Annotated in this window: 9 protein-coding genes and 2 tRNA genes; 3 read left to right on the top strand and 8 right to left on the bottom strand. The window is 66.8% G+C overall.

Annotated features, from left to right (window positions below; all coding sequences use genetic code 11):
• Nucleotides 1–159: 159 nt before the first annotated feature.
• Nucleotides 160–1,584, top strand: coding sequence for a cryptochrome/photolyase family protein (locus ACFRAH_RS20260; RefSeq protein ID WP_377992705.1), 1,425 nt, complete (start codon nt 160–162; stop codon nt 1,582–1,584).
• 21 nt (nt 1,585–1,605) lie between these two features.
• Here the strand turns inward: ACFRAH_RS20260 and ACFRAH_RS20255 are convergent, their stop codons facing one another.
• From ACFRAH_RS20255 to ACFRAH_RS20235, 5 genes are all read right to left on the bottom strand, one after another.
• Nucleotides 1,606–2,541, bottom strand: coding sequence for a cytochrome b/b6 domain-containing protein (locus ACFRAH_RS20255; protein WP_377992704.1), 936 nt, complete (start codon nt 2,539–2,541; stop codon nt 1,606–1,608).
• Nucleotides 2,542–2,704: 163 nt separating this feature from the next.
• A tRNA-Met gene (locus tag ACFRAH_RS20250) sits at nt 2,705–2,781 on the bottom strand.
• Between the two features lie 188 nt (nt 2,782–2,969).
• A tRNA-Met gene (locus ACFRAH_RS20245) sits at nt 2,970–3,043 on the bottom strand.
• Between the two features lie 159 nt (nt 3,044–3,202).
• The gene (locus ACFRAH_RS20240; protein WP_377992703.1) at nt 3,203–6,187 is read right to left on the bottom strand and encodes a UPF0182 family protein; all 2,985 of its coding nucleotides are present in this window, start codon (nt 6,185–6,187) and stop codon (nt 3,203–3,205) included.
• A gap of 129 nt (nt 6,188–6,316) precedes the next feature.
• Nucleotides 6,317–7,477 carry a PDZ domain-containing protein gene (locus tag ACFRAH_RS20235; protein ID WP_377992702.1) on the bottom strand — a complete coding sequence of 387 codons (1,161 nt, stop codon included), beginning with the start codon at nt 7,475–7,477 and terminating at the stop codon, nt 6,317–6,319.
• Between the two features lie 220 nt (nt 7,478–7,697).
• On the opposite strand from ACFRAH_RS20235, the gene ACFRAH_RS20230 reads away from it, so the two are divergent.
• Nucleotides 7,698–9,143: a zinc-dependent metalloprotease gene (locus ACFRAH_RS20230; protein ID WP_377992701.1), complete on the top strand. Its 1,446-nt coding sequence runs from the start codon at nt 7,698–7,700 to the stop codon at nt 9,141–9,143.
• A gap of 17 nt (nt 9,144–9,160) precedes the next feature.
• On the opposite strand, the gene ACFRAH_RS20225 is transcribed toward ACFRAH_RS20230, so the two are convergent.
• From ACFRAH_RS20225 to nudC, 3 genes are read right to left on the bottom strand one after another with little or no spacing between them, the layout of a single operon-like run.
• On the bottom strand, nt 9,161–9,808 hold the full coding sequence (locus ACFRAH_RS20225; protein ID WP_377992700.1) for a M48 family metallopeptidase: 648 nt from the start codon (nt 9,806–9,808) through the stop codon (nt 9,161–9,163).
• Complete coding sequence (locus tag ACFRAH_RS20220) at nt 9,808–11,940, bottom strand: ATP-dependent DNA helicase UvrD2 (RefSeq protein WP_377992699.1); 2,133 nt, start codon at nt 11,938–11,940, stop codon at nt 9,808–9,810. The genes ACFRAH_RS20225 and ACFRAH_RS20220 overlap by 1 nt, the downstream gene beginning before the upstream one ends.
• Before the next feature lie 35 nt (nt 11,941–11,975).
• Entirely contained in the window at nt 11,976–13,028 is a 1,053-nt protein-coding gene (gene nudC / locus ACFRAH_RS20215; RefSeq protein ID WP_377992698.1) for an NAD(+) diphosphatase, read from the bottom strand.
• A gap of 164 nt (nt 13,029–13,192) precedes the next feature.
• Between nudC and ACFRAH_RS20210 the strand changes: the two genes are divergently transcribed.
• Entirely contained in the window at nt 13,193–14,512 is a 1,320-nt protein-coding gene (locus ACFRAH_RS20210) for a macrolide 2'-phosphotransferase (protein WP_377992697.1), read from the top strand.
• Nucleotides 14,513–14,526: the final 14 nt, after the last annotated feature.

Here is a 14,526-nt window from a genome sequence, read left to right as displayed (position 1 = left end):
TTTGGGGGGGTTCTGGTGGGTTGTTTTTTTTTTATATTACAACCCCGCCCACCTACCCGGGCGCCCCCCGCCGCCCGGCGGGGGGGGGCGGGGATCCACCGGGATCCCGGCCTCCGCCGTCTCAAGGACGCGCCACCCCCGGACGTGTAGCGTGAACCCATGGCCTCCACCATTGTCTGGCTCCGGGACGACCTGCGCCTTGACGACAACCCCGCCCTCGCCGCCGCAGCCGCCCTGCCCGACCCCTTGAGCGTGGTCTACATCCTCGACGAGGACTCCCCCGGCATCCGCCCGCTGGGCGCCGCAGCAAAGTGGTGGCTCCACCACTCCCTGTCGGCCCTCACCGCCAGTCTTGAAGCGCACGGGTCACGCCTGCTGCTGCGCCGTGGCGCCGCAGCAGCGGTCATCGAGGACCTTGCCGCAGAGACCGGCGCCACGAGATTGTTCTGGAACCGGCGGTACGGCCAGCCGGAGCGGGCCATCGACGCGGGCATCAAGGAATGGGCTGCCGGGCAGGGCATCGAGGCCACCAGCTTCCAGGCCAATCTGCTGTTCGAGCCGTGGACGGTTCGCACCGGCTCCGGCGGGCCGTACAAGGTCTTCACGCCGTTCTGGCGCTCCTGCCTGGCCGGTGCCGAACCGCGGCATCCGGCCGATCCACCGGAGCAGATGCCGCACCCCGCGGCCGGCTCGTCCGGCCACCCGCCGGCCGGTGACCGGCTGGGCGGCTGGGGGCTCCTCCCCCGGCGTCCGGACTGGAGCGGCGGCCTCGCCGCGACATGGACTCCGGGCGAGGAGGGCGCCCACCAACGGCTGGAGGATTTACTGGACGGCCCGGTGGAGGACTATGGCAAGGGGCGGGACCTACCGGGCGTGGAAGGCACCAGCCGCCTCTCGCCGCACCTTCGATTCGGCGAGATCAGCCCCTTCCGGGTCTGGCATTCCCTCCGGGAACGCTTCCCGCGGCATGCCCCGGCCGACGTCGGGATCTTCCGGAGCGAGCTGGGGTGGCGGGAATTCTGCTGGCAGCTGCTGTACGAAAACCCGGACCTGGCCACGCAAAACTACCGCCGGGAGTTCGACCACTTTGCCTGGCAAACGCCGTCGGACGCTGAACTGGGGGCCTGGCAGCAGGGCCGGACGGGCTATCCCCTCGTGGACGCCGGCATGAGGCAGCTGTGGCAGACCGGCTGGATGCACAACAGGGTCCGCATGGCGGCGGCGTCGTTCCTGGTCAAGAACATGCTGGCGGACTGGCGCCTCGGCGAGACCTGGTTCTGGGACACCCTCGTCGACGCGGACGCGGCGAACAACCCGGCCAACTGGCAGTGGGTCGCAGGCTCGGGCGCGGACGCGTCGCCCTACTTCCGGATTTTCAATCCGGTGACGCAGAGCAAGAAGTTCGACGCCGGAGGCACTTACCTGCGCGGCTACGTGCCCGAACTGGCCGGTTTGGATGACCGGACCGTTCATGAGCCGTGGAAGAATCCGGAGGCGGCGTCCGGCTACCCCGGACCGCTGGTGGGCCTGCAGGAATCCCGGGAACGGGCGCTGGAGACCTACCAACAGCTCAAGGACAGGTGATCGGCAACCCGGTCACACGCCTTAGCGGTTGGTGACCTTGCCCATGAGGGACGCGATGGGGCGCAGGAACAGCGGCCGCGCCAGGAACCACGCCCCCACCATGACGGCGATGGAAGCCACGAAGAACCAGAAACCGACCCAGCTGGCGTCGTCGCTGCCGCCGTACATGTGGTTGAGGTTGCGCAGCGCCCCCGTGGCCAGCACCAGGAATACGTGCACCACGATAAACGCCACGAAGTAGATCATCACCGGGAAGTGCACGGCGCGGGCGGCCTCGATCGGGAAGGCCTTGTTCAGCCCGGCGGCCCTCTTGGGCCACGCGGCGGACATCCGCAGGCCTGTAATGAAGGCCAGCGGAGCGGCGATGAACACCGTGGCGAAGTAGGTCAGCAACTGGAGGGCGTTGTAGTTGACCCAGCCGTTCTCCGTAGGCCAGTTCAGCGACGCGTACTGCAGGGCTGCTGAGACCGCGTTCGGGAAGACATCCCAGGACGTGGGGATGATCCGGGTCCACTGCCCGGTGGCGAAGAGCAGGATCACGAAGACGAGCCCGTTCAGGATCCAGAGCGCATCCAGTGTCAGGTGGAACCAGAGGTCCAGGCTGATCTTGGTGGGCGCCGTCCTGGTCTTGATGAGGCCCTTGTTGTTCCGGGTCCAGTAGCCGGCGGGGCGTGTGGTGGTGCGGACCTGGTAGCCCGAACGGATGATGAGCAGCAGGAAGAAGGCGTTCAGGAAATGCTGCCAGGCAAGCCAGGCCGGGAAGCCGACAGGGGCGCCGGCCGGAAGCTCCGAGTGCCCCGGGTAGTCCGCAATGAAGTCGCGAACGGCGGGCAGGCCGGTGATCCACTTGGCGAGGAGCACCACCAGCACCAGGGCCACGAGCGCTGCCGGCACCGCCCAGAACAGCCTGGCGCGCTTGCCCCGGGCAGTTCCGGACTTGTTCTTCGTTGTGGACATCGAGCTACACGTTCCTCTCGAGAATGACTGACCAGTGTGGGCGCGCTGCGCCGGCCAGGAATTCCGGGCCCTGCGAATAGAGAATACTAGGAACCCTGAGCACATGAACAAATGCTCCGGTAATGCAGAAAGCCCCGACCACACTGTGGCCAGGGCTTCCTTCTGGTTGCGGGGACAGGATTTGAACCTGTGACCTCTGGGTTATGAGCCCAGCGAGCTACCGAACTGCTCCACCCCGCGTCGCTCGGTTAACATTACCCTACTTTCGCGGACGCTTTGACCACGGCGGCCAACCGGACCTGTGACCCTCCCCACGCGGCCCCACCGCACGGAAAGCATGATGGGTCGCAGCCAAAACCCGGGCCCCGAAAAAATCCAGACAGCAAAAAACCCGGACCACCAAACGGTGATCCGGGTTCTTTCTTCAGTTGCGGGGACAGGATTTGAACCTGTGACCTCTGGGTTATGAGCCCAGCGAGCTACCGAACTGCTCCACCCCGCGTCGCAAGAACTACTCTACCGGCCGGTGAACACGAGGCCAAATCCAAATGACGTGATCTGCGTCTCGGGCGCCCCAAACACGTGGCCCCCATGCGAAAGGCCGGCCCTCCCCTTCGCAGGGAGGGCCGGCCTTTCACTGGATCAGCAGTAAGTCAGTGAATCAGCTGCTGGGTGTCGGCGTCGGCGACGCGGACGGCGACGTCGGGCTGCTGGCTGTTCCGGTGCTGCCCAGCCTTCCCTCGGCGTCGAGCGCCCTCTGCAGCGCGGCCGACAGTTTCTTCTGCTGCACGCCATACTCCGCAAAGTCGCCCTTCGCCAGCGCGGCCTGGCCGGCCTTGATGGCATCGTTGGCGTCATCCAGGGCTGCCTTCAGCGCCGCCTTGGCATCCTCCGAGCCCGGCGAAGTCGGCGTCGTGCCCGGAGACGTGGGTGTCTTGCCGTTATTCGGAGAGTCCCCGGCGCTGGCTCCGGAGCGGCCGCCGAACAGCTTGTTGAGGGCCTCGTCCAGGGTGGGCTCGAAGGCGATCTTGTCGCCGAAGGCCACGAGTACCCTCTGCAGCGTCGGGTAGGAGGTCTCACCCGTGGACTTGAGGTACACCGGCTGGACGTAGAGCATGCCGCCGCCGGCGGGAAGTGTCAGCAGGTTGCCGTTGAGCACATCCGATGCACCCTGCCGCAGCAGGTTCAGCGCCTGGGAAACGGTGGGATCGGAGTTGAACTTGTTCTGTGCCTGGCCAGGGCCGGGCACCTGGGATTCCGGCGGAACCTGCAGGAGCCGGAGCTGGCCGTAGCTCTCCGCCTTCACCCCCTTCTGCGAACCGGCGTCGGAATCAGCTGCGAGGAAGCCGTAGAGGACGTTGCGGGCGTTGTTGTTGACCACCTGCGGAATGTAGGACGACGTCAGCTGGAAGGCAGGCGTCTTCTGGTCGGGCATCTGCAGCGACATGTAGAACGGCGGCTGCTTGACCTCCTGCGAGACGGTGGGATCGTTCGGAACGCTCCACGCGTCGTCGTTCTTGTAGAAGCTGACCGGGTCCGTCACGTGGTAACGGCCCAGCAGTTCACGCTGGACCTTGAACAGGTCCTCCGGGTAGCGGACGTGGCTCATGACTGCGGCGGACATCTCCGAGTACGGCTTCAGGGTGGAAGGGAACACCTTCTGCCACGCCTTCAGGAGAGGGTCCTGGTCATCCCAGGCATAAAGGGTGACGGAGCCGTCGTAGGCGTCCACGGTGGCCTTGACCGAGTTGCGGATGTAGTTGACGGAGCTGTTGGGAAGCGCCACGTTGCGGCCGGCGGTGGTCTGCGAGTCCGCGGTGGCGTCGGAGAGCTGCTCCTGCTGCGAGTAGGGGTAGTACTGGCTGGTAGTGTAGCCGTCCACGATCCACTTGACCCGGCCGTCAACGACGGCGGGGTAGGCGTTGCCGTCGACCGTCAGGTAGGGGGCCACCTTCTGCACGCGCTCACGCGGGTTGCGTTCGTACAGGATCTGGGAGGCCTCGTTCACGCCGTCGGACAGCAGCAGGTCCGAGGACTGGAACTTGATCGAGTACAGGATTTTGTTGAAGAAGCTGCCGACGTTCGGGCCGCCGTTTCCGGTGAAGGTGTACTGCGTCTCGCCGCCCTCCTTCGAGGCGGGGCGGTCCTGTTCGCGGTGCGGTGCGCCTTCCGGGGCACCCACGATCGAGTACTCCGGGGAGTCTTCACCGAAGTAGATGCGGGGCTCGTAGGTCGCGTCAGTGCCGAGGACACCGGTGGAGGGGATACCGGACTGCAGGAACTCCGGCTTTCCGTCGACCGTGAACTTGTTGCCCTTCGCGGCAACCACACCGTAGCCGTGGGTGTAGACGATGTGCCGGTTCAGCCAGGACTGCTGGTCGGCACTGAGCCCGTCCGGGTTGAGCTCGCGCACGGCGATGACGGTGTCCTGCACCTTGCCGTTCACCGTGTACCGGTCAACGTTGAGCGCCTTGGGGAACTGGTAATACGGGCGGAACTGCTCAAGCTGCGAGAAGGCGTCCGAGATCAGGTTCGGATCCAGGAGCCGGATGTTCGCGGTGGTCTGCGCGTCCGGAGCCAGGGCGCCCTGCGTGGTGGTGGTGGTGGCGTTGTACCGCTCCACCTTCACCTGGTCCAGGCCGTAGGCTGCCCGGGTCATGCCGATGTTGCGCTCGATGTACTTCCGCTCCAGGGTCTGCTCTGACGGACGGACCTGGAACTGCTGGATGACCCACGGGTAGACGCCGCCGGCCAGGATGGAGGTGATAACCAGCATCGCCGTGCCAATGACCGGGAGCCGCCACTTGCCGATGACGGCCGCAACGATGAAAAGGATGGCCACGAGGGCCGCCGCAACGGCCAGGATTGCCTTGGTGGGGATGACGGCGTTGACGTCGGTGTACAGTGCGCCGGCCCAGTGGCCGCCGCTGTTCTGCAGCGCGGAGTAGCGGTCCAGCCAGAAGTTGAGGCCCAGCAGGATCAGGAAGGAGGCGCCGGTGACGGCGAGGTGGATCTGCGCGGCGCGGCTGGTGAAGATGCCGCGCTCCATGATCCTGATGCTGCCGTAGAGGTAGTGCGTGAGGATGCCTGCGATGCCGGCAACGATCGCCACGCTGATCAGGAATCCGGTGACGAAGCCCAGGAACGGCAGCGTCATGAGGTAGAAGCCGATGTCCAGTCCGAACTCGGGATCGTGCTGGCCGAAGGACTCCTGGTTGAAGAACAGCATCACCTTCTGCCACTGGCTGGAGGCAGCGCTGCCGGCGAAGAGGCCAAACAGCACGGGCAGGCCGATCATGACCACCCGCCGTACGGGTTCCAGCTGCGCCTGGTAGCGATTGAGGTTATCCCGGATATCGGAGTCCGGCGCGTAGACGGGCCGGGCGTGGTAGGCGATGCGGATCGCGTAGAACACGGCCGCGAACATGATGAGGAAGCCGGCGGCGAAAATGCCGATCCGCGCCAGGTTCTCCGTCAGGAACACCTGGAAGTAGCCAAGCTGCTGGTACCACAGGACGTCCGTCCACACGTTGGCGAAGAAGATGAACCCGACAACAACCAGCGCAACGACAATGAGCGTGGGCGTCAATGCACCGCGCCTTGTCTGCAGTTTTCCGGGCGGGGTGGGGCTGGCAGGACGGGACAAACTCGTACCTCATAGCTTTGTCAGTTGCTGTTTTAATTTTTTGAGTTTCAGTGGATGGGACGCAGAGCGCCGGCACCGGCTGTCATTTAGTGCCACGAGCGGACCGGAGCCTTAGTTCCTCGATTTAGTCTAGTTGTTGGTGCAGGCCGGAAGTCCCGCCGTGTCGGCGCCCTTAGCGGCCAGCTCCACGGCGGACTTTGCCTCGTCCAGGTTTTCCACCTTGACCACCTGCAGCCCGTCCGGAATATGCCCAACAACCTCGGCGCAATTGGCAGCAGGGGCCAGGAACATGGTGGCGCCGTCTGCCCGGGCGCCGTGCATCTTCACCGCGATGCCGCCAATCGGACCCACCACGCCGTCGGGGCTGATGGTGCCCGTCCCGGCGATGTGTTTTCCGCCGGTGAGATCCCCGGGCGTCAGGGTGTCCATGATTCCCAGGGCGAACATCATCCCGGCGCTCGGGCCGCCCACCTTGTCCAGGGAGATCTTCACATCGAACGGGAACGTGAAGCGGTACTGCAGCAGCACACCCAGGATGTACCGTCCGGAGGGGTTCTTGGCCGGTGTCACGGTTTCTGTGACCTGCTTGCCGTCCCGGCTTACGACGACGGCTGCCGGCTTCCCCTTTCCGGCGGCCAGTTCCTCCTGGATCACTTCCAGTGACGTCACCTGCTTGCCGTTGATGGACGTGAAGACGTCCCCCTTCTTCAGCTTGCCCGCCGAGGCCGAGCCATCGGACAGATCCGCCACTTCGAGCTTCTGAACGTAAGGGATATCGAGCCCCTTCAGGGCCGCCGCCACCGCATTCTCCTGCGACGTGGCCATGGCCACGGCACTTTCCTGCTGCGATTCCTCCTTGGTCACACCCGTCGGGAAAATCAGTTCCTCGGGGTACACCGCCTTGGAGCCGTCAAGCCATGCCGAGAACGCCTCAAAGACACTGACGGGACCGTTGGGGCCGCCGTCGACATAGACAGTGGTGAGATCGAGGTTCCCCTTGGCAGGGAACGTCTCGCGGCCGGAAACGCTGATGACGGGCTTCGTATTTTCCGTGCCCAGCGTGTTGAACGTGGGCCCCGGCGATTCCACCACGTAAGGGACGGGCAGCACCGCAGCCGCCACGCCCAGCCCCAGCGCGAGGAGCCCGGACAGCGTCATCGCGGAGATGCGCGGATCCCTGCCCCGGTCACGCCGGGCACGCCGGACCTCTCCGGCTCCGTCAGGAGTCCCGCCACCGGCGGCGGGCGCCGGTGATTCCTCTGCGGGCTGGCCGCCCTTGGTAATCGTCACTGAAGGACCTCTCCGCACCGCGTCGTTCAGCGCTGCACCGCGGCCGCAGCCCGGCGGATGGCCGGGCGCAGCCTACATACGTTCCGGTTTCTAACACTACGCGTCCCGGCCTGCCGTTAGCTCTTTGCCTACAGCGAAAGTGCCTGCTTTCGGCAGACAGCCCTCCCCGCACGGGGTAGCGTGAAGTTGATTAATAGTCACACCGACGATCGGCGGGATCATGACCTCCAATCCACTCAATCCGTCCAACGGCGACGAAAACCCGAAGGATCCGTTGGCGGAAATGCTGCAGAACCTCATGGGCGGCAAGGGCCTGGGCGACATTGACCCCGCAGAACTGGCCAAGGCCGCCGGTCTCCCGAACGACCCCAACCTGCTGGCCCAGATGTTCTCCCAGGTGCAGGCCATGATGAGTGCGCCCTCGGAGGGACCCGTCAACTGGAAGCTCGCCCATGACAACGCCCGCCGCGTGGCCGCCGGCAGCGCCGACCCTTCCGTTACCTCCGCGCAGTCACGCGAAGTGGATGAGGCGCTGCGGCTCGCCGAGCTGTGGCTCGACCAGGTCACGGACCTGCCCGCCACCGGCCTCATCGGCAAGGCGTGGTCCCGGGCCGAATGGGTTGAGGAGACACTCGGCACCTGGAAGCGCCTGACGGAGCCCGTGGCCAACAGCGTGGCCAATGCACTGTCCACCGCCATGACGGAACAGATGCCGGAGGAGATGAAGTCCATGATGGGCGGCGCCTCGTCCATGCTGCAGAACGTGGGCGGCGCCATCTTTGGCATGCAGCTGGGCCAGGCCATCGGTGCTCTCTCCACCGACGTGGTCAGCTCCACGGACATCGGGGTTCCGCTCGCCGATCTGGAAATGGCCCTTCTTCCCGGCAACGTGGCCAAGTTCGGCGAGGGGCTCAGCCTTCCGGAAAACGACATCCGGCTCTTCCTCGCCGTCCGCGAGGCCGCCCACGCCCGCCTCTTTGTCCAGGTTCCCTGGCTGCGCGGGCATCTGCTGGGCGCCATTGAGGCCTACGCCCGCGGCATCCACATCGACACGTCGCGGATCGAGGAGCTGGCCCGGGACCTTGACCCCAGCAACCCCGAGGGAATCCAGGAGGCCCTGTCGCAGGGCGTCTTCATGCCGCAGCGCACCCCTGAACAGGACCTGGCCCTGCAGAAGCTGGAAACCGCGCTGGCACTCGTCGAGGGGTGGGTGGACGAGCTCACTGCTGCCGCCACAGAGAAGGTCCTCCCTTCCGCTGCGGCGCTCCGCGAAACCGTCCGCCGCCGGCGGGCCACCGGCGGACCCGCGGAACACGCTTTCGCTTCGCTCGTCGGGCTGGAGCTGCGGCCCCGCCGCCTCCGCGAGGCCGCCACGCTGTGGGCATCGCTCAAGGCTGAGCGCGGCATCGACGGCCGCGACGCCATCTGGAAGCACCCCGACCTGCTCCCCACCGCCGAGGACCTTGACGACCCCAAGGGATTCAGTGAACGCCGCAAGCTCGCCGAGGCCAGTGACAGCGAAGTGGACGACGCGCTGCAGAAGCTGCTGAACGGCGGCTTTGACAGCCCGGCCGACACCGGCACCGAGGGCGGCAGCGACAAGGCCGACGGAGATGACAAGACCGACGGCGACGAGGGCGACGAGGGCGACGCTCCGAAGAGCTAGGCATTCATCAAATAGAGTCAGAGGCCGACGTCGAAGGGCAACCGCCCGGCGTCGGCCTCTTCTGTTGGTCCTGGGCCGGCCTGTCCTGCGTCGCCGGAAGCCAGGCCCCGCGACATGGCAAACGACACTCCCTCCAGGAACGCCTTGGCACGTTCCGTTTCGGGATACGCCTCCAGCAGTTTCCAGAACGCCGCGTTGTGCCCCGCCACCAGCAGGTGCGCAAGTTCATGCAGCAGCACATAGTCGATCACCCATTGCGGCATGGGCCTGAGCTTGTCTGAAAGCCGGATGGAGCCGTCGGACGGGGTGGCCGAACCCCAGCGGGAGTTTTGGTTGCTGACCCACCGGACGGACGTCGGGGCCGACCTGCCGCCGAGGTACCTGGCCGAGAGTTGGGAGGCGTGCGCGGCCAGCGCCGTGTCCGAGGCAGGCCGGCGCCCCGCACCGCTGGACCGTTTCTCGCCCTGGGTCCTGAGCTTTTCCAGCATCCGGTGGACCCAGTCTGCCTCCTGCGCCCGGCTGAAGTGGGCCGGGATGGCGACGACGGCGGTTCCGTTCTCCCAGAAGGCCGCTACCGTCCGGCGCCGGCGGGCAGAGCGCCGGACTTCGACGGGAGCCCCGTCATGGGTGGTCAGCGGCGTTCTGGTGTCTCGTTTTCCGGGCATTAGAGTGTGCTGCTTTCCGTCAGCACCGCGAGGACTGCTTCGCCGTACCGCTCCAGTTTGGACGGGCCAACGCCCGCGAGCCGGGCGAGTTCCTCGAGTGAGGACGGCCGGGCTTCGGCGATGGCGGTGAGGGTTGCGTCGGTGAAAACCACGAAGGCGGGGACGTCGGCCGAATGCGCAACCTCCTTGCGCCATTCACGAAGGGCGTTGAACGTCTGCTCTTCGTAGCTGGGCGGGCACTGGCTGCAGCGCCCGACCTTCCGCTCGGCTCCGCTGGCCAGCATGCTGCCGCAGACCCGGCAGGAAGCGGGGGCGGCAGCCTTGCGGCGGGGGGCAGCTCCCCTCCCCCGGGCGGCCGAACTTGCCACCGAGTCCGGGCGCAGCCCGTCGAGGAAGCGGGACGGTTTCCGGTTGGCACGCCCGCCGGGCGTCCGTGCGGTGGACCAGGACAGGGACAGGTGCTCGCGGGCGCGCGTGATGCCCACATAGAGCAGGCGCCGTTCCTCGTCCACGGTTGCGGGGGTGTCTGCGAAGGAGATGGGCATGAGCCCTTCGCTCAGCCCCACGAGGAAGACGGCGTCCCATTCGAGGCCCTTGGCCGCATGAAGGGAGGCCAGCGTGACCCCCTGGACGGTTGGGGCGTGCTGGGCAACGGAGCGCTCCTGAAGCTCGTTGACGAAGTCCGCCAGGCCGAACTGCGGCCCGCGGTTCTCCGCCAGCTCGTCCGCCAGGGCCACCAGCGCGGCCAGGGATTCCCAGCGTTCCCGCAGGGCGCCGCCGCTGTGCGGGGCGGTGTCGGTGTAGCCCAGCGACGCAACGATGTCGCGCACCAGCTGGCCAAGCGGCTGGGGCTCGGACTCGGCTACTGCACGGGTGGCCGCGCGGAGCTGGAGGATTGCGTCGCGGACCTCCTTCCGCGCGAAGAACCGCTCGCCGCCCCGCAGCTGGTAGCCGATGCCGGCCGCGGCAAGTGCCTGCTCGTAGGCCTCAGACTGGCCGTTGGTGCGGAACAGGACGGCGATTTCGCTCGCCGGCACGCCGGCGTCGAGAAGGGTGCGGATCTTGCCGGCGACCGTTGCAGCCTCGGCTTCGTCGTCACTGCATTCCGTGAATTGCGGCTGCGGGCCCGGGTTCCGCTGGGCCACGAGCTTCAGCGGCGCGGCCCAGGCAGCGTCGGCCGCCGGTCCGCCGCTGCGGCGCGAGGCCAGCAGGTCGTTGGCCAGCGTGACCACCTGGGGAGTGGAACGGTAGTCCCGGACCAGCTTGACCACGTTTGCGTCCGGGTACTGGGCCTTGAACCCGAGGAGATGCTTCGGGGACGCGCCGGTGAACGAGTAGATGGTCTGGCTGGCGTCACCCACGACGCACAGCTCGTTCCGGCCGCCGAGCCAGAGCTCCAGCAGACGCTGCTGCAGCGGGGAAACGTCCTGGTATTCGTCCACCACGAAGTGCCGGTACTGTTCCCGGACCGTTGCCGCCACCTTCGGGTCTTCCTGCAGGATGCCCACCGTAATCAGGAGGACGTCCTCGAAGTCGATGACGTTGCGGTCCGTCTTGACGTCCTCGTAGGCCTGGAACACGCGGGCGACGGCCGTGAGGTCAAATCCTCCCGGCGCACCCCTGTCCTGCGCATTTTCGAGGTAGTTGGCGGGGGTGAGCATGGACACCTTGGCCCACTCGATTTCCGATGCCAGGTCCCTGATGGAGGCGCGGTCGGTGCTCAGCCTGAGCCGGCGGGCGGCCTCGGCGATCATCTGTGCCTTGTGGTCCAGCAGGTTGGGCAGCGCCCCGCCAATTGCCTGCGGCCAGAAGAACTGCAGCTGCCGCAGCGCGGCAGCGTGGAAAGTCCTGGCCTGGACATTACCGGCCCCCAGGTCACGGAGCCGGCTGCGCATTTCGGCTGCGGCGCGCGCCGTGAACGTGACTGCCAGCAGCCGCTGCGGGCTGTAAACCCCTGAGTGCACGCCGTAGGCGATCCGGTGTGTGATGGCGCGGGTCTTGCCGGTGCCGGCTCCGGCAAGCACGCAGAGCGGGCCGGTCAGGGTGGTGGCCACTTCCCGTTGCTCCGCGTCGAGGCCGCCAAGGATCCGGTCCTCGAGGGAGGCGTTGCCATCAGGATGTTCTGTCGTCACTTCTTGCTGCTTGCTTTATGTGGATGGATGCGGGTTCAGGCGTCCGCCGGACGGTCCTGGATCACGCCGCCGTACCAGTGTTCGATGAGGGACCTGGCGATGGAAAGCCTGGTGGAGATGACAATCTCGCCGCTGAGCACGGCTGCCTGGAGTTCCTCCCGGCTGAACCAGCGCGCCCTGGTGACCTCGACGCCGTCGGGCTTTGCTTCTGTGTCCTCGGTGACGGCTGTGAAGCCGAGCATCAGGGATGCCGGGAACGGCCACGACTGGGAGCCGAGGTACTGGCATGCCTTGACCCGCACACCCACCTCTTCGTGGATTTCCCGGACCACTGCCTGCTCGAGGGATTCCCCGGGCTCGACGAATCCGGCCAGCGTGGAGTAGTTCTTTGCATCCAGCGGGCCTCCGCCGCCCAGCAGGACACGGCCGTCCGGGCCAACCACCGTGACAATGATGGCCGGGTCCGTGCGCGGGTAGTGCTCGGAATTGTCAGCGGGACACCGCCGGACCCATCCGCCGGCTTCGACATCCGTGACGGTGCCGCACCGGGGACAGTGGGTATGGGTGCCGTGCCAGTTGGCTATGGCGCTGGCTTCAACGAACAGCGCGGTGTGCGTCGGATCCAGCTGCGCGGCGACGTCCCGGAATCCTTCCCAGGTGGCTCCGGCGGGCAGGCCGGCCGGGCCGGGCTCCGCCGGCTCCTGCAGGATGAAGAGCAGGAGCCCCGTCCCGGCAGGAAGATCCCCGGAGCCGAGTGCCGTGCCAAGGTAGATGATGTGCGCCGGACCGGAGGCCAACCCCTCAAGCCGCTCCAGCAACGGGGTGGCCTCCGCCAGGACAAGGGCGTCCCCGTCCACCAGCGCATGCCGGCCCGACAGGAGCATGGCCTTCGCCGTTCCGGCGGCCAGGAGGTCCTGAATCAGGCCCGGCCGCATCCGTTCGACCGACTCCCTGTTGACCATCGCGGGCCGGACCGGCAGCACGGTGTCGAACAGGTGGTTGGCGGGCAGTTCCCCTGCCCGCAGGCGATTTTCCGGGATGGTGCCCGCCGTTATACCGGCCGGCGCAGCGGCCTCCGCATGACTCATGTATCCACCGTACTGACTCGCAGTGACAATTTACATTTCGGCGGGGCACGGGCGGGCCAGGAAACAGTGCCTCATCCCGACTCCAGCCACCCATATTTGGGCGGATCTCGAGACTCGCCGTGACACATCATTGTCTTGGACGCCGCTCAATCTACCGTGGAAGCGTGAGAAGAGAACCAATCGAACTGGCAGCTGTGGCCACCGCGGCAGTCCCCGGACTGAGCCCGACCGCTGTGAGCTCTGCCCCGGATGACCCGGCAGACTTTGATTCGGCTCTCCTCCTTGATGCCGAAGGGAAGCGCTGGCGCGTGCGCTCACCCCGGCACGCGGAAGCCAGCACCAGGCTGGAGACCGAGTTCCTGGTCCTGCGTGCCTTCGCGCCCGCCATCCGGGCCGAACTGCCGTTCCTCATGCCGACCGTGGCCGGCACCGTCCGGCAGCAGAACCTGACCACCTTCGTGTACTCCCACCTGCACGGCGCCACGCGCACCGTCGAGGAGCTGACGTCCGGTCCACAGGAACTGGCCAAGGAGATCGGCACAGCGCTGGCGGCCATTCACGATCTGCCCCGCACGCTGGTGAGCAACGCCGACCTGCCCAGCTACACGCCGAACGAGTTCCGCCAACGCAGGCTCAACGAACTCGACATGGCCGCCACCACAGGCAAGATTCCGGCCCTTCTGCTCCGCCGCTGGGAGCACGCCATGGAAGATGTCTCACTCTGGCGTTTCAACCCCTGCGTGGTGCACGGTGATCTGCACGAGGACAACCTGCTGGTCGAGGATGACCGCGTCACGGCGGTCACCGGCTGGACCGACCTGCGCATCGGCGACCCCGCCGACGACCTCGCCTGGCTCGTGGCATCCAATGAGCACGAATTCGTTGAGTCCGTGGTCAAGCATTACACGGCAAAGCGGCGGGATGCCCCCGACAACCACCTGCTGCGGCGCGCGGCCCTCTCGGCCGAATTTGCCCTGGCACAGTACCTGGTCAAGGGCATCGCAGCAGCCGACGCCGAGATGATCGCCGAGGCGGAAGGCATGCTGTCCACGCTGGCCGACGACATCGCCGAGTACGGCGGACAGCCCATCAGCGTGGAACCGCTGCCTCCGGCCAAACCCGAGTCCCCGCCAGCCGGCCGGGCCCCGGCCCCGGCAGGCCTCGTGGAGGCCCCTGCGGCCACCGACATTTCGGAGGCCATGCCCGCCGTCCACGTCACACCCATCCCGGTTGAAGCGGCTCCCCCGGTTGAAGTAACGCCCATCCCGGCTGGCGAGGCTGACGCCGGGAAGGACGGGGACCGGTTGCCGGGCACGCCGTCGGAACAGCCGTCAGGCCGGGATGCTTCCCCTGAACCGGCGAAGCCCGACGCATCCGGCGAAGCTGAAGCCGCCGAGGCGGAGGATGACGCAGAGGAGCCGAAGCCGTCAGGCGCCGACACGTCGACGGTTGCCCTGACGGTCGTCGAGGCCAAGACGCCCTAGCCGGCCGGGTTTCC

The sequence above is a fragment of the Arthrobacter sp. NPDC056727 genome (genome assembly GCF_042790555.1).
Lineage (GTDB): Bacteria > Actinomycetota > Actinomycetes > Actinomycetales > Micrococcaceae > Arthrobacter.
This window is presented reverse-complemented; position numbering and strand designations above follow the sequence as displayed.